The organism is Streptomyces sp. NPDC005070, from assembly GCF_053600395.1.
In genome coordinates this window covers 75,804-98,516 of the sequence record NZ_JBSFZS010000008.1, presented here as the reverse complement: position 1 = coordinate 98,516, position 22,713 = coordinate 75,804, and the positions used below count along the sequence as shown (strand labels likewise).

General features: G+C 72.1%; 13 protein-coding genes. 5 read left to right on the top strand and 8 right to left on the bottom strand.

Annotation, left to right across the window (positions count from 1 at the left end; genetic code table 11):
* Positions 1-2 precede the first annotated feature (2 nt).
* From ACWEBX_RS05075 to glpK, 4 genes are all read left to right on the top strand, one after another.
* Positions 3-1,193 (top strand): lipid-transfer protein, encoded by a 1,191-nt coding sequence (locus tag ACWEBX_RS05075; protein WP_451883519.1) that lies wholly within the window; start codon positions 3-5, stop codon positions 1,191-1,193.
* Positions 1,194-1,309: 116 nt separating this feature from the next.
* Positions 1,310-2,953: an EAL domain-containing protein gene (locus ACWEBX_RS05070; protein WP_451883518.1), complete on the top strand. Its 1,644-nt coding sequence runs from the start codon at positions 1,310-1,312 to the stop codon at positions 2,951-2,953.
* A 303-nt stretch (positions 2,954-3,256) separates the two neighbouring features.
* Positions 3,257-3,997: an MIP/aquaporin family protein gene (locus ACWEBX_RS05065; RefSeq protein ID WP_451883517.1), complete on the top strand. Its 741-nt coding sequence runs from the start codon at positions 3,257-3,259 to the stop codon at positions 3,995-3,997.
* A gap of 76 nt (positions 3,998-4,073) precedes the next feature.
* On the top strand, positions 4,074-5,594 hold the full coding sequence (gene glpK / locus ACWEBX_RS05060) for a glycerol kinase GlpK (RefSeq protein WP_451883516.1): 1,521 nt from the start codon (positions 4,074-4,076) through the stop codon (positions 5,592-5,594).
* 122 nt (positions 5,595-5,716) lie between these two features.
* Here glpK and ACWEBX_RS05055 read toward each other — a convergent pair whose 3' ends face one another.
* The 5 genes from ACWEBX_RS05055 to ACWEBX_RS05035 are packed head-to-tail and all read right to left on the bottom strand — an operon-like array spanning position 5,717 to position 13,780.
* A complete protein-coding gene (locus tag ACWEBX_RS05055; RefSeq protein WP_451883515.1) occupies positions 5,717-6,322 on the bottom strand; it encodes a GTP-binding protein in 606 nt (201 codons plus the stop codon).
* Positions 6,303-9,941 (bottom strand): hydantoinase B/oxoprolinase family protein, encoded by a 3,639-nt coding sequence (locus tag ACWEBX_RS05050; RefSeq protein WP_451883514.1) that lies wholly within the window; start codon positions 9,939-9,941, stop codon positions 6,303-6,305. The genes ACWEBX_RS05055 and ACWEBX_RS05050 overlap by 20 nt, the downstream gene beginning before the upstream one ends.
* A 24-nt stretch (positions 9,942-9,965) precedes the next feature.
* Positions 9,966-10,361 carry a DUF742 domain-containing protein gene (locus tag ACWEBX_RS05045; protein ID WP_451883513.1) on the bottom strand — a complete coding sequence of 132 codons (396 nt, stop codon included), beginning with the start codon at positions 10,359-10,361 and terminating at the stop codon, positions 9,966-9,968.
* Positions 10,362-10,370: 9 nt separating this feature from the next.
* On the bottom strand, positions 10,371-10,811 hold the full coding sequence (locus ACWEBX_RS05040; protein ID WP_355767002.1) for a roadblock/LC7 domain-containing protein: 441 nt from the start codon (positions 10,809-10,811) through the stop codon (positions 10,371-10,373).
* A complete protein-coding gene (locus ACWEBX_RS05035; RefSeq protein ID WP_451883512.1) occupies positions 10,808-13,780 on the bottom strand; it encodes a nitrate- and nitrite sensing domain-containing protein in 2,973 nt (990 codons plus the stop codon). The genes ACWEBX_RS05040 and ACWEBX_RS05035 overlap by 4 nt, the downstream gene beginning before the upstream one ends.
* A gap of 423 nt (positions 13,781-14,203) precedes the next feature.
* Here ACWEBX_RS05035 and ACWEBX_RS05030 point away from each other — a divergent pair, with 423 nt between their 5' ends.
* Positions 14,204-14,839 carry a hypothetical protein gene (locus tag ACWEBX_RS05030; RefSeq protein ID WP_451883511.1) on the top strand — a complete coding sequence of 212 codons (636 nt, stop codon included), beginning with the start codon at positions 14,204-14,206 and terminating at the stop codon, positions 14,837-14,839.
* A gap of 300 nt (positions 14,840-15,139) precedes the next feature.
* Here ACWEBX_RS05030 and ACWEBX_RS05025 read toward each other — a convergent pair whose 3' ends face one another.
* The 3 genes from ACWEBX_RS05025 to ACWEBX_RS05015 form a co-directional block, all read right to left on the bottom strand.
* Entirely contained in the window at positions 15,140-19,774 is a 4,635-nt protein-coding gene (locus ACWEBX_RS05025; RefSeq protein WP_451883510.1) for a hypothetical protein, read from the bottom strand.
* Positions 19,775-19,842: 68 nt separating this feature from the next.
* Entirely contained in the window at positions 19,843-20,721 is an 879-nt protein-coding gene (locus ACWEBX_RS05020; protein ID WP_451883509.1) for a hypothetical protein, read from the bottom strand.
* Between the two features lie 217 nt (positions 20,722-20,938).
* Complete coding sequence (locus ACWEBX_RS05015; protein WP_451883508.1) at positions 20,939-22,456, bottom strand: hypothetical protein; 1,518 nt, start codon at positions 22,454-22,456, stop codon at positions 20,939-20,941.
* Positions 22,457-22,713 lie beyond the last annotated feature (257 nt).

Genomic DNA, 22,713 nt, shown 5'->3' with positions numbered 1-22,713 from the left:
GCGTGACCGGTGATGTGGCGGTGCTGGGCGTGGGGATGCACCCGTGGGGCAAGCGGGGGCACCGTTTCGTCGAGTACGGGGTGGCTGCGGCGCGTGCCGCGCTGACCGACGCGGGGATCGGCTGGCGGGACGTCGACTCGGTCGTGGGTGCGTCCACCGTCCGCGGAGGCTACCCGGGGTATGTGGCGGGGGCGACGTTCGCGAGGGCGCTGGGGTGGCAGGGAGCACGCGTGACGAGCGTGTACGCGGCCTGCGCCTCCGGGGCGCAGGCACTCGGCACAGCCAGGGCGCAGATACTCTCCGGCCTCGCCGAGGTGGTCCTCGTGGTGGGCGCGGACGCGGCACCCAAGGGGTTCTTCCGCCCCGCCGGCGGGGACCGGCCGGACGATCCGGACTGGCTGCGCTTCCGTGTCCTCGGGGCGACGAACCCGACGTACTTCGGGCTGTACGCGCGGCGCCGGATGGCTCTGTACGGCGACACTCCGGAGGATTTCGCCCAGGTGAAGGTGAAGAACGCGGCCTTGGGCGCGCTCAATCCCCACGCCCGCTACCGCAAGCGGGTCACGGCCGAGGAGGTCTCCGCGTCGGCCGTGGTCGCCGATCCGCTGCGGCTGCTCGACATCTGCGCGACCTCGGACGGCGGCGCGGCCGTGGTGCTGGCGAGCATGGACTTCGCGCGCCGGCACGGGATCGCCGGGCCGGTGCGGATCCGCGCGGTGTCGACCGTGTCGCCGCGCTATCCGAACACCGTGCTGGATCTGCCGGACATCGCCACGGACTCGGCGGCCTCCGTGGAGCCCACGTCCGAGACCTTCCGGGCGTCCATCGCCCGAGCGGCTTACGAGGAGGCGGGCATCGGACCCGAGGATCTCTCGTTCGCGGAGGTCTACGACCTGTCGACCGCGCTGGAACTGCAGTGGTACGAGGATCTCGGGCTCTGCGGGGAGGGCGAGGCCGCCAAGCTCCTGCGGGAAGGCGCCACGGCGCTCGGCGGACGCATACCGGTGAACGTCAGCGGCGGACTCGCCTCCTTCGGAGAAGCCGTTCCGGCGCAGGCCATCGCCCAGGTGTGCGAACTGACCTGGCAGTTGCGCGAGGATGCCGGTGACCGGCAGGTCGCCGGGGCACGGGTGGGGATCACCGCGAACCAGGGGCTGTTCGGGCACGGCTCCTCAGTCGTGGCGGTTCGGTAGTCCCGTGGCGGGCCTCGCCGGTCCCTCCTCCACACCTGCTGTGACGGCCCCGGAATCCTGCGTGAACACCTCGTGAATCGCGCACCGGCGTGCGCCGACGGCGAGACCATACTGTTGTGCCCTCCTGGACGGATATGGTCCGTTTCGCCTTCCAGCCGGTCGTCAACCTGACGACCGGAGGGATCGCGGCGCTGGAGACGCTCGCCCGCCCGGAGTCCGGCGACATCCTGGCGCGAGCCCGCCGCGATCCCGAACTGGACGGCCGGCTGGCCGCGCTGGCCATCCGGGCCGCCGCACGCAGGGAGACCCTGCTCCCCCTGCACGTCAACGTGTTCGCCGCAACGCTGGCCGACCTCGGCCGGCTCTCCGCGCTGCGCGACGAGGTACGGCAAGCCGGACGGCTCCCCTGCGAGGTCACCGTCGACGTCGTCCCGCCGTACACACACGTGCCGCAGCACGCCCTGCTGGAGGCTGTGGCCGCGGTGCGCGGCGAGGGCTTCCGGATCTGCGCGGACGGCATCGGCGACGGCGACGTACCGCTGCGCCTGCTCACGGACCTCGCCCCTGAGCTGATGAAGCTCGACGTGTCCCTGCTCTCGCGGCCCGCGGCGGTCCGCGCGATGCGCACGCTGTGCGAACAACTCGGCGCGCTGCTGTCCGTCGAAGGCGTCGAGACGGAACTGCAGTGCGCCGCCGCGGTGTCGGCGGGCGCGCAGCTCGCGCAGGGCGACCTGTTCGCCCCGCCCGCCCGGCGGCCCTCGGCGGATGTATACGTTCCGGCGCTGTTTCCGGGTCCCCGCGGCGCGCCCCGGTCCGGGCCGTCCGTGGGGCAGTTCGTCCGCCCCGCCGCGCTGCTGTCGGCCACCGCGTCGGCCGGAGAGGTCAGATCCCTGCTCACCGGGTCGCCCGACGTGTCCGGTGTGCTACTCGTGGACCCGTTCGGGATACCGGTCCGCTCGGTGCACCGGTCACGCTTCCTGCTGTCGATGTCCGGCCGCTACGGGCACGCCCTGTACGCCGACCGGCCGGCCGTCAAGCTGGGTGACGCGCCGCGTACGGTCGGCCTCGACGCCACGGCCTGGGAAGTGCTCGACGTCGTCGCGGACGGGGACCGGGACCGTACGTCCGACGATGTCGCGGTCGTCGACCGGTACGGGCGGTGCGTGGGTGTCGTACGCCTCGCGGATCTCGTACGGGCGTTGTCGGAGAACCGGGTCGAGGAGGCGGCGGGGCTCAACCCGCTGACGCGGCTGCCCGGTTCGGACATGATCACCGGGGAGGTGGACCGGCGGATCGCGGACGGCCGGATGTTCGCGCTGAGCTGGCTGGACATCGACCACTTCAAGCAGGTCAACGACGGAGCGGGCTTCGCGGCCGGCGACGAGCTGATCAAAGCGGTGGGACGGATGCTGCAGCACTCGGCGTCCGACGCGACGCTGGTCGGGCACATCGGCGGCGACGACTTCCTGGTCCTCGCCGACCCCGACACGCTCGACCCGCTGGCCGCGTCGGTGCTCGACACGCCCTGGGCCGCGGGCGGCCGAGCCGTCACCCTGTCGCTGGCCACGGTGCTGTGCGCGCCCGGCAGCGTGATCGACCACCGGCAGGCGGCCACCTCACTGGCACCGCTCAAGCAGGCCGCCAAGGCCCTGGACGGGGCGAGTTGGGTACTGGGGCGCGCGGGGCTGCCCGGACATGAGGTCCGGCGCGGGGCGGGAACCGGGCCGATGGAGCCGTACGGGCAGACGCTCACCGGATGATCGCGTCGACCGCCCGGCCCCGACCTCACGCCCCCGACCTCATGCCCCCGATGGCATGACCTTCTGATCGACTGGCTGAAAACGGTCCCTGCGTACGGTGCCGACGGGCCTCCGTGGCGCGTCCAGGAGGCGCCCTGCAACCGGTGCGGTCCGCGACCTTGACGCCTCCTGGGCACCGGTGAACACTTCCGGGACGCCGGACGGGGCGCGGGAACTCCCCGCCTCCGGCGGAAGCAGCCATGGGAACGCCCTCTGCACGCCGGCCCGGAGCTGATCGTTCCGGGCGAGAGCCTAGGAGCCGCCATGAGCAACGGAGACATCTTCGTAGGCGAGTTGATCGGTACAGCGATTCTGATTCTCTTCGGCGCGGGTGTGTGCGCCGCTGTCACCCTGAACAGATCGAAGGCCCAAGGAGCGGGCTGGATCGTCATCACCTTCGGCTGGGGCTTCGGCGTCCTGGCCGGTGCCTACACCTCGGCGCCGCTGTCGGGAGGGCAGATCAACCCGGCGGTCACCATCGGGTTCGCGATCGAGGGTTCCACGAAGTGGTCGGACGTGCCCTTCTACCTCCTCGGCCAGTTCGCCGGCGCCGTCGTCGGCGCGGTCCTGTGCTGGCTCCTCTACCTCGGGCAGTTCAACCTCAACGCCGCGGACGACAAGGCCATCGAGACCCTGGGGATCTTCTCGACGCGTCCCGAGATCGACAACCCGGTACAGAACCTGATCACCGAGACCATCGCCACCGCCGCCCTGATGCTGCCCATCCTCGGCATGGTCGGCGGCGCCAAGCATGTCGCCGGCATCGGCGACGCGGGGCTGCCGGTCCTGCTCATCTCCTTCCTCGTCGTCGGTATCGGTCTCTCGCTGGGCGGCCCCACGGGGTACGCCATCAACCCGGCCCGCGACCTCGGGCCGCGCCTCGCGCACGCGCTGCTGCCGATCCCCAACAAGGGCACATCGGAGTGGAGATACTCCTGGATCCCGGTGGTCGGCCCCATCGCGGGTGCCGCCATCGGCGCCGGGATCTACAACGTGGCCTTCTGACCCATCCCCGCCACCTCGAAGTGCGGACTCCTGACGAGACATCAGCCTCCTGACGAAGAACACGTAAGGGGACGACATGACGGACAACGCCGAGAAATACGTCGCCGCGATCGACCAGGGCACCACCTCCAGCCGCTGCATCATCTTCGACCGGGGCGGCGCGATCGTCGCCGTCGACCAGCGCGAACACCGCCAGATCTTCCCCAAACCGGGCTGGGTGGAGCACGACGCCACCGAGATCTGGTCCAAGGTTCAGGCCGTGGTCGCGGGAGCGCTCGCCAAGGCCGGACTGCGCGCCGACCAGCTCAGCGCGCTGGGCATCACCAATCAGCGCGAGACGACGGTTCTGTGGGACCGCGCCACCGGCAAACCCGTCCACAACGCGATCGTGTGGCAGGACACCCGCACGTCGGCGCTCTGCAGGGAACTGGGCGGCCCGGACGGCCAGGACCGCTTCCGCGAACAGACCGGACTCCCCCTGGCCAGCTACTTCTCCGGGCCGAAGGCGGCCTGGCTGCTCGACAACGTCCCGGGCCTGCGCTCCCGTGCGGAACGCGGTGAGATCGCCTTCGGCACCATCGACTCGTGGCTCATCTGGAACCTGACCGGCGGCACCGACGGCGGACGGCACGTCACCGACGTGACCAACGCCGGGCGCACGATGCTGATGAACCTGGACACCCTCCAGTGGGACCCGTCCATCCTGTCCGCGATGGACATCCCCGAGGCGGTGCTCCCCGAGATCAGGTCCTCCGCCGAGGTGTACGGCACCGCCGTGGGCCAGCTCGGCGGTGTGCCGGTCGCGTCGGCGCTCGGCGACCAGCAGGCGGCGGTCTTCGGCCAGGCCTGCTACGACGTCGGCACGGCCAAGAACACCTACGGCACCGGCAGCTTCCTGCTGCTGAACACCGGCAACAGGCCCGTTCCGTCGAAGAACGGGCTGCTGACCACCATGGGATACAAGATCGGAGACGAGGCTCCGGTCTACTGCCTCGAAGGATCGATCGCGATCACGGGCGCCCTGGTCCAGTGGTTCCGGGACCAACTGGGCATCATCCGTTCCGCCGACGAGATCGAGACGCTGGCGGCGAGCGTCGAGGACAACGGCGGCGCGTACATCGTGCCCGCCTTCTCGGGCCTGTTCGCCCCCTACTGGCGCTCGGACGCGCGCGGTGTCATCACCGGTCTCACGCGGTACGTCACGAAGGCGCACCTCGCGCGCGCGGTCCTGGAGGCCACGAGCTGGCAGACGCGTGAGGTCGTGGACGCCATGTACCAGGACTCCGGGGTGCGGATCACCACCTTGAAGGTGGACGGCGGCATGACCAAGAACAATCTGCTGATGCAGCACCAGGCGGATGTCCTCGGCGTGCCGGTGATCCGTCCGAGGGTCTCCGAGACGACCTGTCTGGGCGCCGCGTACGCGGCGGGGCTCGCGACCGGAGTCTGGAACGGCCTCGACGAGCTGAAGTCGCACTGGCAGAAGGACGTCGAATGGACACCGTCCATGGCGGCGTCGGTGCGTGACAGCGAGTACGACAACTGGCGCAAGGCGGTGGAGAAGAGCTTCGGCTGGCACGACGACACCGTCGGGTGACTCCCGCGCGCGTGCGATTCGGGTGAACCACGCGCGCGTGGGCATGACCGCGGCCCGTACCCCGGTCGGCGGGGGTACGGGCCGCACCCGCGCGTCGTGACGGCGGTGGCGCCGGGCGGGCGTCAGGTCGAGACGGCCTCACGGGCGGCCGCCGCGTGCGCCATCGCGTGCTGGACGACGCGGATGAGGACTTCCTTGACCGACTCACGGTCGCGCGCGTCACAGAGGACGACGGGCACGTCCGGGTCGAGGTCGAGGGCCTGGCGGACGGCCTCCGCGGGGTAACGGGCGCTTTCCTTGAAGCAGTTGACTCCGACCACGAAGGGTATGGAGCGCCGTTCGAAGTAGTCGACCGCGGCGAAGCAGTCCTCGAGGCGTCGGGTGTCGGCCAGCACGACGGCACCCAGGGCACCTGTGGCGAGCTCGTCCCAGAGGAACCAGAAACGATCCTGCCCGGGGGTCCCGAACAGATAGAGCACCAGGTCCTCGCGCAGCGTGATCCTGCCGAAGTCCATGGCGACGGTCGTGGTGTGCTTGCCCTCCACACCGCTGATGTCGTCGATGGGCCGGCCCGCCTCGGTGAGGACCTCCTCGGTGCGCAGCGGCCTGATCTCGCTGACCGCGCCTACGAGGGTCGTCTTGCCCACGCCGAAACCGCCCGCTACCAGGATCTTGAGCGTGACGGGCTCGACCGGAGGCTTGCCGCGCTCAGAACGCCCGAAGATCATCGACTTCTTCTCCTGCTGGGTGAGGGTCGTGCGGCGGTGGGCCGTAGCCCCCGCCGCCGGGGGTTTCGATGACGAGTACGTCGCCGGGTCCGACGTCCGCCGCATCGCTTCCGCCGAGTTCCGTGACGGTGCCGTCGGCGCGCTCCACCCGGTTGACGCCGAGAGCACCGGGCTCGCCGCCCGCCATGCCGTACGGCGGCACCCTGCGGTGCTGCGACAGTGTCGAGACGGCCATCGGCTCCAGAAAGCGGATACGTCGTACGGCGCCGTCGCCGCCCCGCCAGTGTCCGGGGCCGCCGCTGCCGTGTCGAATCGCGAACTCCTCCAGCCTGACGGGCAGTCGCCACTCCAGGACCTCGGGGTCGGTGAGCCGCGAGTTGGTCATATGGGTCTGCACGACGGGAGCGCCGGGGAAGCCGTCGCCGGCGCCCGAACCTGAGGCCACGGTCTCGTAGTACTGGTGGCGCTCGTTGCCGAACGTCACGTTGTTCATGGTGCCGGAGCCTTCCGCCTGGACGCCCAGGGCCGCGTACAGGGCGCCGGTGATCGCCTGGGACGTCTCCACGTTGCCGGCGACAACGGCGGCCGGGGGCTCCGGTGCGAGCATCGACCCCGTCGGCACCACGATGCGCAGGGGGCGCAGACAGCCGTCGTTCAGCGGGATGTCGTCGTCCACCAGGGTGCGGAAGACGTACAGGACAGCGGCGTTGACGACGGCGAAGGGCGCGTTGAAGTTGGTGCCGAGCTGCGCTGACGTGCCCGTGAAGTCGACGGTGGCCGAGCGCGCATCGCGGTCCACGGAGACGCGGACCCGGATGACCGCCCCCGAGTCCGTCTCGTAGGCGCACTCGCCGCCCTGGAGCGTGTCGATGACGCGGCGCACGGCCTCCTCCGCGTTGTCCTGGACGTGCCTCATGTACGCCTGGACGACGTCGAGCCCGAAGTCCTCGATCATCCGGCCGACTTCGTCGACGCCTTTGCGGTTGGCGGCGATCTGGGCGCGCAGGTCGGCGAGGTTCGTCCTCGGGTTGCGCGAGGGGTGCGGCGGCGCGGTGAGCAGTGCCTGTGTCTCCGCCTCCCGGAACCGTCCGTTCTCGGCGAGCAGCCAGTTGTCGAAGAGGATGCCCTCCTCGTCGATGGTGCGGCTGTTCGCGGGCATGGAGCCCGGGGCGATGCCGCCGATCTCGGCGTGGTGGCCGCGCGAGGCGACGTAGAACAGGATCCGCTCACCCTCCGTTTCGAAGACCGGAGTGATCACGGTGACGTCGGGGAGGTGGGTGCCGCCGTGGTACGGGTCGTTGACGGCGTAGGTGTCACCGGGCCGCATGCCGTCGCCGCGCCGCCGGAGGACCTCCTGCACGCTCGTGCCCATCGAGCCCAGGTGGACCGGGATGTGAGGGGCGTTGGCCACCAGGTTTCCGTCGGGGTCGAACAGGGCGCAGGAGAAGTCCAGACGCTCCTTGATGTTGACGGACTGGGCGGTCGATTCCAGGCGGGCGCCCATCTGTTCGGCGATGGACATGAAGAGGTTGTTGAAGACCTCGAGCAGAACGGGGTCCGCCTGAGTGCCGAGATCGGAACTCTCCGTGACCGCCGCCCGTTCCATGACCAGATGCCCGTCGTCGGTCGTCGCGGCCCGCCAGCCGTCGTCGACGACGGTTGTCGCGCCTGCCTCGGCGATGATCGCGGGCCCGTCGACGCTCTCGCCGGGCGGGAGTTGCCGGCGCTGGTGCAGGGGCACCTCGCGCCAGGCGCCGCCCGTGTGCAGCCGGACGGTCGGCGCGGCGGCGGGGCGCGAGGCGGGTGCGGCCCTGTCGGGGGCGAGGGCGGAGAGATCGGGGGGTTCGGTGAGACCGGTGGCTTCCACGGAGAGGGCTTCGACGACGACCGGACGGTCGAGGGTGAAGGAGTAGGTGGCGCGATGACGTTCTTCGAAGGCGTGGGTCATGGTGTCGGGGTCGGTGAGTTCGACGGTCAGTGCCGTGTCGGTGCCGTCATAGCGGAGCTGGGCCCGGCGGGTGATCCGGATGCGGTCCTCGGGGACGTCCTCGGCGAGGAGTTCGGCGCGGGTGGCGCTCTCCAGATCGTCGGCGGTCTTGAGGATGCCGGGCATCGCGGCCGGTTCGAGGCGTGCCTCGACCGACTGTTCGCGCATGGCCGTCGTGTCGGCGAGTCCGATGCCGAGGGCGGACAGGACGCCTGCCATGGGCGGGACCAGGACGGTACGGATGCCGAGCGAGTCGGCGACCACGCACGCGTGCTGGCCTCCGGCGCCGCCGAACGTGGTGAGCGCGTAGCGCGTGACGTCGTGGCCCTTCTGTACGGAGATCCGCTTGACGGCGTTGGCGATGTTGGCCACGGCGATCCGCAGGTAGCCCTCGGCCACCTGCTCGGGGGTGCGGGCGTCGCCGGTCCTCTCGTGGATCTCGTGCGCGAGGGCGGTGAAGCGTTCCTGGACGAGAGCGGCGTCGAGAGGCTGGTCGCCCCCGGGGCCGAACACCTTCGGGAAGTGGGCGGGCTGGACGCGGCCGAGGGCGACGTTGGCGTCGGTGACCGTCAGGGGGCCGCCGTTGCGGTAGCAGGCGGGTCCGGGGGAGGCCCCGGCCGAGTCGGGGCCCACACGGTAGCGGGAACCGTCGAAGTGGAGCACCGATCCGCCGCCCGCGGCGACCGTGTGGATGTCCAGCATGGGGGCGCGCAGCCGGACTCCGGCGATCTGTGTGGTGAAGGTCCGTTCGTAGTCTCCGGCGAAGTGGGAGACGTCCGTGGACGTTCCGCCCATGTCGAATCCGATGACGCGGTCGTAGCCGGCGAGCTGCGACATCCGGGCCATGCCGACGATGCCGCCGGCGGGGCCCGACAGGATGGCGTCCTTGCCGCGGAACTGTCCGGCCTCGGCGAGGCCGCCGTTGGACTGCATGAACATCAGCCGCACGTCCCGGAGTTCGGCGGCGACCTGCTGGACGTAGCGGCGCAGCACGGGCGACAGGTAGGCGTCGACGACGGCCGTGTCACCGCGCGGCACCAGCTTCATCAGCGGGCTGACCTCGCTGGAGAGGGAGACCTGCGGGAAGCCGACACGTGTCGCCAGCGCGCCCACGGCCTGTTCGTGGGCGGGGTGGAGATGGCTGTGCATGCAGACGACGGCGACCGCGCGGATCCCGTCGTCGTAGGCCTCCTGGAGGGATGCGGCGAGGGCGTCCAGGTCGGGGGCGCGCAGGACGGTGCCGTCCGCCGCGATCCGTTCGTCGACCTCGATCACCCGCTCGTGGAGCAGTTCGGGGAGCTCGATCGCTCGGGCGAAGATGGCCGGTCGGTTCTGGTAGGCGATGCGCAGGGCGTCACGGAAGCCCCGGGTGGTGACGAGGAGTGTGCGCTCGCCCTTGCGTTCCAGGAGGGCGTTGGTCGCGACGGTCGTGCCCATGCGCACGGCGTCGACCGGGGCGTCCGTGTCCCCTTCGCCGGCGAGGAGTTCACGGACGCCCGCGACCGCCGCGTCGGCATAGCGGGCGGGATTGTCGGACAGCAGTTTGTGCGTGAGCAGCCCTCCGTCGGGGCGCCGCGCGACGATGTCCGTGAAGGTCCCGCCCCGGTCGACCCAGAACTGCCAGCCTGTCACGTCTGTTCCCCGTTTCCGCCCAGCTCAGAGCGCCCGGAGGCCGCTGATCACGTCGCGCAGAATACTCTCGTCCGGCAGTTCGGCAGGGGGAACGGGACGTGTCACGTGGACCATTTCGTCATCCACCAGATCCCCGATCAGGACCCGCACCACTCCGATGGGCAGATCGAGCTCCGCCGCGAGTTCGGCGACGGACTGGGGGACTTGACGGCAGAGTTCGACGATGTCCACGTGTTCGGGGGACAGCGAGTGGTCCGCCTCGGGGTCCTCGGCGTGCAGTTCCGTGACCACGAGCGCGATCAGATCGAGGCGGTGCTGGGCCGCGCTGGTGGTGCGGCCCCGGGTCATGGCGTACGGGCGGACCACCGGGCCCGCCTCGTCGTCGAACCAGTGGCGTCTTCCCTGACCGTCTCCGCTCATGTCATCCCACTACCCGCCCGAAGGCAGATCGGTGCGCGGACTGGAGGCCAGATGTACGCCGACCCGCTTGACGAGGAGTGTCATCTCGTAGGCGACCTGGCCCACGTCGGAGTCAGCGTCCGAGAGGACGGCGAGGCAGCTCCCGTCACCGGCGGCCGTGACGAACAGGAAGGCCTCGTCGAGTTCGACGACGGTCTGGCGGACACTGCCCGCCTCGAAGTGCCGGCCGACGCCCTTGGCGAGGCTGTGGAAGCCGGAGGCGACGGCCGCCAGGTGTTCGCTGTCCTCCCGGGTGAGGTCCTTCGAGGCGCCGGTCGGAAGGCCGTCGCCGGAGAGCACGATCGCCTTGTTGATACTGGCGACGCGGTCCACCAGTTCGTCGAGCAGCCAGTTCAGTTCGCCGGACACATTGCCGGTCGCGGCGGGCCCTGCGGCCTTCGGTGCGGTCATCGACCGTCCCCCTTTGTCTTTCCTCGTACTGAGCCGTCCTGGGCCTGGTCGCCCTCGGCGTTCTCTTCGCGGCCGCGCTGCCAGCCACGCTGGAGCGAGGCCATGCGACTGCGTACTTCGTCGGCGTCCCGTTCGGCGGGGTCCGGCCCCGTGCCGTCGCGGCCGGTGCCGCGCTCGGCGAGCCGCGCCGGTCCGTCCTTCAACTGGGGGGCCAGATTCGCCTGCCGGACACGCCGCGGCAGCGCGGCCGTACCGGCTTCCGCCTGCCCTGTCGTGGTGTCGCGGCGGGGAGTCGTTTCGTCGCCCGGGTTCGCCGGGGACTCCGTGGTGCGGGTGCGCCGGGGCAGAGCCGGGGCGTCGTGGTGGCCCGACGCGTCCGCACGGTCGGTGTTCTCACGGAGACCGGGTGCTCGGGAAGGTTCGGGTGCCTCGTGGAGAGCGGGTCTTCCCTGTGTGCCGAGGGCTCCTGATGCACCGGGGACACCGGGGCGTTCACCGCCGCGCCGGGCCGGGACGGCGGGCCGCTCGCCGTGCCGCCTGGGCAGTGGCTTGGCGCCTTCGAGTTCGGGCACGCGGTGTTCCCGGTGGTCGTCGTTCCCTCGCGCTCCGGGATCCCGCACCGATTCGAGGTCCGGGGTCGTGCCCTCGTCCATCTGGCCGCGCCACGATCGGGTCCCCGTGACGGGACGGCCGTGGGAGCTGACGAGCTTGGGCGTCCGGCGGCGTGGCAGCGGGACCGGAGCTCCGTCCGGACGGTCGTCGTCCTCCGGCCGGGCGGCTTCGTCGCCGTCTCCGGCCTGCTGGTGGCTCCCTGTGGGCACCCCGGCGATGGAGCGCCGCGGACGGAAGAGTCCTCCGCGTTCGCTGTCGTCGTCGCCGAGCGCGCCGGGGAATCCGGTGAGCGTGTCCAGGTCGACGGGCGCGTCCAGCTCGACGGGGCCGTCGAGGACCGAGGCGGGCAGACCGGGCAGACGTGCCGAGGACTCGGTGAGTGTCGCGCCGGGGCGTTCCTCGGTCGTGCGCCCCTTGGCGGGCAGGGAGCGGTCGAGGCGGAAGCCGATGCCGTTGGTGTCCGGGACGTCGTCGGTGAGCAGCGCGTCCGGCATGAAGACGACCGCGGTGGTGCCGCCGTACGGGGAGGGCTGGAGCGAGACGCGGACGTTCTGGCGCTGGGCGAGCCGGCTGACGACGAAGAGGCCGAGCCGGTCGGTGTCGGAGAGTTCGAACTCGGGGGTCTCGGCGAGCCGCAGGTTGGCGTCGAGCAGTGCCTCGGCGGTCATACCGAGGCCGCGGTCGTGGATCTCCAGGGTGAAGCCGTTGGCGACGCGTTCACCGACGACGTGGACGGCCGTATGCGGCGGCGAGAACACCGTGGCGTTCTCCAGGAGCTCGGCCACGAGATGGGTGACGTCGGCGACGGCGGGGCCCGTGACGGCGACGCGCGGCAGCCGGCGTACCTCGACGCGTTCGTAGTCCTCGACCTCGGCGACGGCGGCGCGCACGATGTCCATGAGCTGGACCGGCTTGCGCCACTGCCGGGACGGCGCCGCGCCGGACAGGATGACGAGGCCCTCGGCGTGGCGGCGCATGCGGGTGGTCAGGTGGTCGAGGCGGAACAGGTCGGCCAGTTCGTCGGTGTCCTCGGTCCTGCGTTCCATGGTGTCGAGGAGGGTGAGCTGCTTGTGGAGCAGCACCTGGCTGCGGCGGGCGAGATTGACGAAGACCTCGGAGACGCCCTCGCGCAGTTCGGACTGCTTGACGGCCGCCTCGACGGCGGCGCGCTGAAGGGTGTTGAGGGCTTGGCCGACCTCGCCTATCTCGTTCCTGTCGTACTCCAGGCGCGGCACTTCGGTCTCGATGTCGACCTGTTCACCCGCGGAGAGCCGGCGCATGACGCTGGGCAGCCGTACGCCGGACGCCTCGTGGGCCTCCATGCGCAGGCGGCGCAGGTCGCGGATGAGGCTCCGGCCGATGCGTACGGACATGACGAGCGAGGTCAGCAGGGCGATGAGGCCGACCACGCCCGCGCCGACCGCCTGGAGGATGACGCTCATGGCCACGGGCTTGACCCGGTCCCGGTAGTGGTCGCCCGCCAGGTCCTCGAGTTCGCCGAGTTCGGCGAGCACATGCCCGGCGGCGCCGTCCCAGCTCTTCGCCGTGACACCGTCGGGCGAGCCGTCCGTCGAGGCGGCGACCGCCCGTTCGGCCGCGCGCAGGGGCCCGGTGCCGGCATTGCCCCAGTAGCGCTCGAAGCGGGCGCGGTCCGAGGAGGGAAGGAGCGGCAGACTGACGTCGTACAGCAGGGTGCGCTGGGCGACGAGGTCGGAGACCTGGCGGAGTTCGTCGCGGGTGAGGTGTCCGGCGACCAGTGCGGAGCCGAGAAGGGCGTCCTCACGGGAGAGCAGTTCGCGGGCGCGGGACACATGGACGAGGGCGCGGCTCTCCTTGTCCAGTTCCACGTCGTCGACCACGTGCAGGTTGGCCAGCAGGACGTAGCAGGGATCGATGAGCCGGTCGTAGAGGCCGAGGGCCTGGACGCGGTCGAAGGTGCCGTCCTCGACGCCGCTGCGCAGCGAGGAGATCCCGTCGACGGCGTCGAGGAGCGAGGTGAGGCGCTCCGCGGTGCCTCCGCCGAGTTCCTTGCGCAGGCCCTTGTCGCCGGCGTTCCTGCGGACCTTCGCCAGGATGCGGTCCGTGGCGCCGCGGCTGCGCTTGAGCGCGGCGAGTCCGTCGGAGGCGCGAGGATCGGCCAGGTAGACAAGAGTCTGCCGGCGTTCCCGCTGGAGAACCCTGACGGTGTCCTCGGTCGGGTAGCCGATCTTCTGCACGACCTCGGAGACGCTGAAGAGCCGGCTCGCCTCACGACCCGTCAGCACAGTGGCGAAGGCCCAGATCCCGGTCAACGACACCAGGGGCACGAGGAGCAGCGCCACAATCTTCCGGCGGATGGACTTCCCGCGAAAGCGCATGGCCTCCCCCAGCTCGACCCCCTCGGTCAGGGGTACACATGTGCGTCAACAAACGGCGTGAGCCTACTACTGACACAGAGACAACTCGAAGACCGTCCGGAGGGTGGATCCGGCCCGACGGGGAACCCGACATGGGGAGTTGTCCGTTCATTGGGGGAGATTGCGCCCCGGGATCCGGCACTTGGGGCCGGATCCCATCGAAGTGGAGAACTTCGTCAGTTGGCCGAAATTCTTCGCTCGGCGGGAATCTTCGGGGCAGGTCGTTCGTCTGTCTGTACGGGAATTGAGGGCGGAATCGGCCACAGGTGCCGCATGCCGCGCTCAGTCGGCGTAAAAGGGCGCAAGCCGGGCAGCCACTTTGGGGGCGGGGGTCGTGAGACACCCGTGCGAGAGGACTGCTGGGCGGTGGGGAGTGACAAGTTGATGGGCACGGCGGAACGGAGCGGGTCACCCGCTGCTGAGGTTGCGACAGGAAAGGCGGTACAACTGGCCACCCGGGTACCGGATGGCGGCGTTCCGGCAGCGGGGCACGGCCGGCCGGACGCGCGGTCGGCGAAGGACGGGCCCGACGCGGCGGAGTCCCGGGAGACCGGCCCTCGCGGGGGCGGCCGATCCGAGGAGAAGGACGACGGCACGTACGGATACGAGGAGCACGAAGAGCGGGCGTACTACCGGCCGTTGTGGATCGAGGAACCCGCGCGCAGGCGTCGGCTGCCCGATCCGGTGCGTACGTCCGCGGTGCGTGCGGTGCTCGTCATCGCGGTCACGCTGATGCAGGCCGTGGTGGCGTTCCTGTGCACGCTGACCGAGTCCTGGCTGGCTTTCCCGATGGTCATCAGCAGTGTGGCCAGTACGGTCGTCGCCACGTGGGCCGCCCTGGACGTGTGGGTGACGCGGCAGGTGTGGAACCAGCGGAACGGCGTGGTGTCGGTGCCGAGCAGTACGGCGCGGGCGCTCCGGCGCGAGCGCCGCAAGGCCAGGCGTCAGGCACGGATCGCGGCGCGCACCCAGGAGCGGATACGCAGGCGGGGCGGGGCCGGGCAGTTGTCGCACTCGTAGCGAAGCGGCAGCCGCTGCGCGCCTCGGTCCGACCGCGGAGCGGCTGCTCTTCGGGCTTCGGCCGGCCGACGGACCGGTCGCCCTGGCACCCCGGCCCGACGGCCGGGCCGCCGGGCGGCCGTCCACGGGGGCTCCCTCGCCGTCACGACGTCGGTGAGCGGGGAGCGGCCCTCGGACGGTTCACTCCGGCGGCCGCCCTGAAGGAGGGAAGCCGCGTGGAGGAGCGCACCGGCAGAGGTGTGGGGAACCGCGTCGCCGGTCGCTGACGGCACGCGATTCCCCCGCCCTTCGGCTCTGTCGCTACGGGGTCACCGGTGCCGGGCGCTTGAACATCCGTGTCGCCGTGATCTCGGTGTGCACCGTCTCCCCGGCTGCCGCCTCGCGCGGCAGGCCCGGCCGCAAGTGCTCCTCGACGCTGATGTACTTCAGCCCGGCGCGAAGGTCGGCGTCGTTGCGCAACCGGATGACGAGGGGGAACTCGGCGAGCGCGGTCGTGTCGAACAGGCCGGTGGTGTAGAGGAGTTGGACACCGAGCGCGTCCGAGACGGCCCGCTGGAGCTCCAGCAGATACGTCGCGTTGGCGCGCCCGATGGGGTTGTCGAGGAACAGGGTGCCGGCGTGCCGGTGCTTGTCACGGCCGCGGTCGTTGCTGCGCAGCGCGGCCATCGTGCAGTACAGCGCGATGGCGGCGGTGAGGAGCTGGCCGCCGGAGAACACGTCGCCCATCTGCCCGACGGGTACGCGTTCGGCGCGCAGTACGGCGTCCGGCTTGAGGATCTCGACGGCGACACCCTTGGGCTGGAGCGCGGCACTGACACCGCGCAGCAGCAGCGACATGCCGTCGCGCCGCATGTCGGAATTCTTCTTGACCGCCGCGCGGGTGGCTTCGTCCACCACCTCGCCGAGCCGCTCGGCGAGGGTGGCCTGGTCGGGTTCCTCGAAGCGGATGCGGAGGAATTCCTGTCCCGACCACTCCCCCAGTCCCTCCGGCAGCCTGGACAGCCGCTGGGCGGACCGAAGGGTGGCGAGGGAGGACTCGACGAGTCCGCGCAGCCGGTCCACGATCGAGTCCCGGTTGCGCTCCAACTGCGCCAGTTCGTCGGTCAGCACGCGCAGCCGGGGCGCGAACGCGTCCGCCCACTTCTGCGCGTGCTCGGGCAGGGAGGAGGCGGGCAGCTCGCGGATCTGCTGCCGGGCGGGAGTGCGCACCTGCTCGTAGCGCGTGGAGTTCGCGTGGCGCACGAGGATGTCGCTCGCCTCGCGGACGGCAGACTCGGCGGTGGTCAGGTCGGCGGAGCAGCCGCGCAGCGAACGGCGGCTCTCGGCGGCGGAGTTCCGCGCCTCTTCGAGGGTGCCCGGATAGGGCTCGGGCTCGTCCTGCTCCTCGTCGACGTGCTCGCGGAGGAGGTCCTTGAGGAGCGCGGCCGTCTCGTCGAAGCCGCCGGCGGCGGCCTCGACGGACCGGTGGGCGTCGAGGAACTCCGCGTGCGCCTCGCGGGCGCGGTTCAACGCCTCGGTGCGGGAGGCGAGTTCGGTCGTGGCGGTGCGCAGCAGGGGTTGGGCCTGCTCGGCGTCGACCGGAACCAGCTCCTCCGCCAGCTCGGTGTGCGCCTCGCCCTCCTCGGGCGCGTGCCGCTCCGCCTCGCCGCGCAGCCGCCCGAGCTGTTCGCTCGCGGTCGACATTCGGGTCTCCAAAAGCTGCACCAGTTCCTCGGCCCGTGCCGCGGCGGCCTGCCGCGAGGGGCCGTCCGAACCGTCCGGCGACTCCAGGAGCTGGCCTGCGCGGGTGCGGACCTTGTTGCTGAGCCGGTCCAGCTCCGCGAGGGCCGCGCTCTCGTCGCTCTCGGCCCGTGCCTGCTCGGCGCGCAGGTCGGCGCCGACGCCGACCTTCTCGTAGAGCTGCGACGCGGCCCGGTAGGCCTCGCGCAGCGCGGGCAGCGAGTCCTTGGCGGCCGCCGACCCGTCCTGCGTGACGTCGTCGGGGGCGCCGGCGATCTCGGCGCGTTCGGCGCGCAGCGCGCGGGCCGTGCGGCGGGCGTCGTCGGCGGCACGCTGAGCGCCGCGTCGGTCCTCGTCGGCGGCGCGGGCGCGCTCCAGGCACACCTGTGCGCGGGCTTCCGCCTCCGCTGCCTCGTCGGCGAGTTCGCGGAGGGTGACCTGCCATCCGGCGCGTTCGCGCAGCCGGAAGGCTAGTCCGGCGAGCGCGTCGGCGGCACGCCGGGCCTTCTGGGCGGCCTCTTGCCGCTCGTCGCGCAGGTGGGCCGCTTCGGCCGCCGTCTCGTCCGCCTCCGCGCGGACGGCGCGGGCCTCGGCGAGCTCGGCCTCGGTCTCCTCCGCGAACGCGCGCGCGTCGCGGGCGGCCGTGGCCAGCTCGGTGAGCCGTCCGGCGGGGCAGCCGGTGCGCCAGGAGGCGAGGCGCGCGGCCAGCTCCCGGTCCTTGCCGAGGCGGGCCGCGAGGGTGCGGATCTCTTCGTCCCGCAGACCGGTCCGGGTACGCAGTGCCTTGCGCTCCTCGTCGGCGGCGTACTCGTCGTGCATGGCCGGGTTCGGGGGTACGAGGAAGACCCCGCCGTCGTCCGTGCCGGCGGCCGGGGTGGGGGCGAGCAGGGCGGCGGCCGTGCCGACCGCCACCGTCGAGCGGGGCAGCAGCGCCGCCTCGCCGAGGACCTCACGGGCCCGCGCGTGGGTGTCCGGGTCGGTGATGATCACGCCGTCGACGAGTTCGGGCCGGGCGGCCAGGACGCGTGCGTGGTCGACGGGGTCGACGGCCTGGGCGAGGTAGCGCCATCCGGGCAGCGCGGGGATGCCGTGTTCCCCGAGGTACTCGACGGCGGCCAGCACGTCCGGGCCGGGCGGCAGCAGCCCGCCGTCGCCGAGCGCCCCGAGGATCCGGGCGTCGTCGGCGGCGGCGGTGCGCAGGTCGAAGAGCTGCCGCTCGGCGGAGGCGACGGTCTCGTCGAGAAGTCCGCGGAGGTCGTCGGCGTACCGGTCGAGCTCTTCGGGAGCCGGCGGTGCTCCGACCGACGTGTCGGCCGGGACGTCGGCGTCCTCGTCGCGGCGCGGCTGGGGAACGCTTCGGCGGGTGTCGGAGCCCGGCAGGCCGAGCAGCTCCGCGAGCCGTTCCTCCCGCGCCAGGGCCTCGGCCGTACGCCGCTCCGCTTCGTGCGACCGCTCGGCGGCCGTGGCCGCGTCCGCCGCGCGGGCGGCCGTCAGCTCGGCCCGGGACTCGGCGGACCCTGCTTCCCGCGCCTGGTCGGCGGCGCGCCGTGAGGCCTCGCGCGCGGTGTCCCAGGCGGCGACGGCCGTCTTCTCCGCGTCGCTGGCGGCGAGAGCGGCACGGGCCGGGTCGGCGTCGGGGGCGCTGTCGTCGAGCCAGCCGGCCCGGACCGCCTCGGCGGTCTCCTGCTCGACCTCGGCCAGCCGCTGGCGCAGATGCCCGATCTCGCTGCGCGCGCGCTGCGCGGCGGTGGCGGCGGCCGTCGAGTCGGCGTGTGCCGTCTCCCCGGCCGCCTGGAGACCCGCGGACCGTTCCTCCTCCTCGTTGGCGAGCGACTCGGCGCGCTCGGCGGCCCGGTGCAGCGCCCGGACGAGGTCGACGGCGGCGGTGGCGCGGGCCGCGAGCGCGGGCGCGGCGTCCCGTTCGGCCTCGCGGATGGCGTCGGCGACGCGGGTGGAGCGGTCGGCGGCGGCACGGTGGCGCAGTACGGCTTCGGCGGCCTGCCAGGCGGCGTGCAGGGTGCGCGCGTCGGCGAGCTCACGCTTCTGCGCGGCGGCCGACTTCTCCGCGCCGGCGAGGGCCAGCGAGGCGTGACGGTAGGCGAGTTCGGCGGCGATCAGCGCGCTGCGCTCACGGGCGCCCTCGGCATGGGTGACGGCGTACGCGGCGGCGGTCACGCGCTGGGCGAGCTCACCGGCGCGCACACGTTCCCGCACGGCCCGCGCGGACAGCCGGCGGGCCAGCGTCCTCGTCCGCCGCTCGGCGCCGGTGTGGATGTCACGCGCGCGTGCCCGTGCCCCGGCGGCCTCGACGATCCGGCCGAGCAGATCCACGGAACCGGCGGTGAAGTCGCGCTCGGCGATGAGTTCGGCGCGTCGTCCCAGCTTGTTGCCGAAGCCGCCGACGAGGTCGGCGAGCCCGTCGGTGTCGCGGGTGTCGGTGACCGCGCGGAGCAGCAGATCGGTGAAGTCGGAGTCCTTCTTGACCGCGAAGAGACCGGCGGCCTCGCCCTCGTCGGCGTTCATCTCCCGCTGGTAGCGGAAGAGTTCGGGGTCCAGGCCCAGGTCGCCGAGGTGTTCGTTCCAGCGGTCGTGGATCTCCTCCCAGTGCACCTCCAGGTGCGGGTAGGCCTTGCCGGCCTCGGTGATCGCGTCGCGGAAGCCCTTCATGGTGCGCCGCCGCCCCTGCGCCCCGGAGACGCCCTCGGCGGACGGCCGTACCGACGTGGCCTCGGCGACGGGCAGGTTGTCCAGGCTGAGCCCGGGTCCCGGCCGGAACGAGTACCAGGCCTCGGCGAACTTCCGGGGGTCGTTGGAGACCTGCCGCCCGCGCCACTCGCTCGCCTTGCCGACCACCACGCATTCGCCGGTCACCGTGTGCTGCCATTCCAGCGCGACGTGGCCGCAGTCGTCGGCGAGCAGGAACTTGCGCAGCACGCCGGAGCTGGCGCCGCCCAGGGTGTTGCGGTGTCCGGGGAGCATGACCGAGAAGATCAGCTTGAGCAGCACCGACTTGCCGCCGCCGTTCTCCAGGAAGAGCACACCGGCGGGCGCGGGCCGGCGCGGCGGGCCGACCGGTTCGTCCTCGAAGAACGCCGCCTGGGTGGGCGCCGGGTCGGGTACGGGCTCGCCGACTCCGCGCAGGTCCAGCACGGTGTCGGCGTAACGCGCACCGGCGGGCCCGATGGAGTAGAGGCGGACCCGGGACAGCTCGTACATGGCGGCGGACTCTCGTAGTCGAAAGGGGGTGAGGTCGTGAGGGGGGAGCCGGGGAGGGCGGGCGGACGTCAGGAGTGGAACGGAAGTCCGGCTCCGGCCACGAGCTCCAGGTCGTCGGTGTCCTCGGCGGGCAGCAGACTCGCCGTGCCGTCCGTCACCGGGACGATGCCCAGCTCCAGCAGTTCGGCCATGGCCGCGATGCCCGCCATGTCGCGGACCTGGAGCTGATAGCGGGCCGTCGTCCGGAACGTCCCGCCGGCGTCGTCGCCGGTGCGCTGGAGGAACCCGGAGTCGGTGAGGAAGGCGACGGCCTTGGCGATGATGCCCGTCGTCGAGCCGGCCAGCCTTCGCGCGTCCTTGGTGGCCCCGGTGGAGCTGCGCCGTGCCCAGATCCGCCAGGCCGCCTCCAGCCCGGGGGCGTCGGTCGCCGGGTCGGTGTTCTCGCCGGTCTCCTCGGCCCGCTCCTCCAGGCGCCGGCAGGCCTGTCGTACGAACGCGTCGACGCCGTTGACCGAGACCCGCCCGATGTATCCGTCGTCGGCGAGGTCCTCGGGGCGCGGGAAGGCCAGGGCGGCCACGGCGAGGTGGGCGAGTCCGTGCAGGAACCGGTCCCCGGAGTCGGTCGAGGCGCGGCGCGCGTAGTCGCCCATGCGGACGGCGAAGACGGAGTCCTCGGCGGCGGTCACGGCCATCCCCGCGCGCGGGGACACCTCGAGGACGACGAGGCCGAGACCGGCGGCCACCGCGTCGGCGAGCCGCGCGAAGGGCGGGTCCTCGCGGTAGCGGCGCAGCAGCTCGGTGTACTCCTGGTCGCGCGCGGGCTGTAGTTTGGGCTGCAGCCCGAAGGCGACGAGCCGCGCCGCGTCGGCGGCGTCGGCAGGGGTGACGGGGGCGTTCGCCGGTGCGGCGGTGGCCTCCGGTTCACTCCACTCGACGTGCTCGGTCACGGCTGGGACTCCTTGTTCGAAAGTACGAGGGTACGGGCCTGGGGACGGACGGGCGTCCCGTGCGGGGCTCGCGGACCGGCGGCGCCCGGCTCCGCGGGACCGGTGTGCGCCCTCACCGCGGCGGTGCGGCCGGCGGCGGGGTTCCAGGACATCGCGCGGTGCGCACCGGCGGAGATCCGGGGCCTCCCGCGGGGCGCGGACTCGCGCGGCGGAAGGTTCATGCCCGGTCCGCCTTCATCCCGGCCGCGTCGAGCAGCGCCATGCCGACGATCAGATCGGCACCGCCGAATTCCGGGTCGTCCAGCTCGGTCCCGTCGTCCACGGCGAACAGCAGGCGCTCCTCGCCCTGCCGGTAGGCGGTGCCGACCGGCGGACTCGCGGCGTGCACGGCCAGGAGGGCCACCAGGTAGGGCAGCTCGGGATCATGGCGGCGGGCCTCCGCGAGCAGCCCGGACAGCCTGCGCGGCGCGTCCGGCGGCAGGTTCAGCAGTTCCTTGGCGGAGGCGAGCTGCTCGTCGCTGAAGCGGCTGTCGTCCGGTGTCGCGATCAGGTCGGGCTCGGGCATCTCCGCGCCGAGGTGCTCGCGCTCCAGCGGCGGCGTCAGCAGGATGTCGACGAGGTCCGCGACCCGTACGGCGACGGGGGTGCGCAGGCCCGTCCCGCGCTGGAAGAAGGCGTCGGTGACGCGCAGCGCCCGCTCCACGGGCAGGGGCAGCACCGGCGCGACGAGGTGGCCGTAGAGGTCGATTCCCGAGGTCGTCATGGGGGTTCCGAAGGCCTGCCGGTCCTGCTCGGCGCGGAACAACGGGCCGGCTTCGAGGAGGCGGGACTGGAGCTGGGTGTGCCGGCGGATGCAGTCCTTGACTATGTCGACGAGCTCGGCCGCGCGCCGCTTCTGCTCGGGGTCCTCGGACTCGTCGCGGGCCCTGCGGATGTTGGTGAGGATCGCGTTCTCGTGGCGGTACCGGTCGGCCACGTGGTCCAGGGCCTCGGCGATCATGTCGGGCACGGCCTGGAGCCAGTCGACGGCCCGGACGTTGCGCCGGGTGGCGTCGAGCGCCTTGCGCAGCGTTTCCGCGTACTGCACGGTGCGGTAGCGGGCCTGCTCGGCGGCGAGCTGCGCGTCGGCCAGCCGGCCGCGGCTGATCAGCACCTCCAGCTTGACCTCGGCGGCGATCTGCGCGCTGGTGACATCGGTGTCGAGGGCGCCGACGAGGACGTTGACCGCCTCGTCGGTCGTACGGAGGTAGACGCCTCCCCCGTAGCCCGGCACTTCCTCGATCAGTTTGAAGTCGTAGTCGCGGCGGACATAGCTGCCGTCGGGTGCGAAGGTGCCGTACACGGCCCGGAAGCCGCGGTCGACGCTGCCGACGTTGATCAGGTTCTCCAGGACCCAGCGGGCCACGCGCTCGTGCTCGGCGACCGGTCGGCCGGGGGCCTGGGCGGCGATGCGCGGGATGAGCCTCGCCACTATCTGGTCGTGGTCGGCGCCCGTGTCGAAGTCCATGTTCAGTGTGACGAGATCGATGGCCGCGAGGGCGACCTCGGCCATGCCGTACACCGTGTACTCACCCGCGAGGTTCGCCTTGCGCACGTCCAGATCGTGCAGCGGCGCGGTGCACGCGAGCGCGCGCAGCCGCCGCGCCAGGCCCTCGTCGGCGGCCGGGCCCGGCGCCGGGCGCGGCCCCGCGCTGAACTGGGGCGGAACGCTGTCCGTCGATGCAGGCGAAGTCACGGTGCACAGACTAGGTCCTCGGTCCGACAACGGTCGAAACGGCGCAGAAGCGACCCCTCCCCGCCGGACCACGAACCGGCCGGCCCGGTCGCCGTGGGCACAGCCGGACACACGGACAGCCACGCGCGCGCACCTCACCGTGGCCGCAGCCGGACGCACGGACAGCCATCGCGTGCGTCTCGACATGGGCACAGCCGGACCACGGACAGCCACCCGCGCGCGTCTGGCCACGGGCACAGCCGCACACTCAGACACCC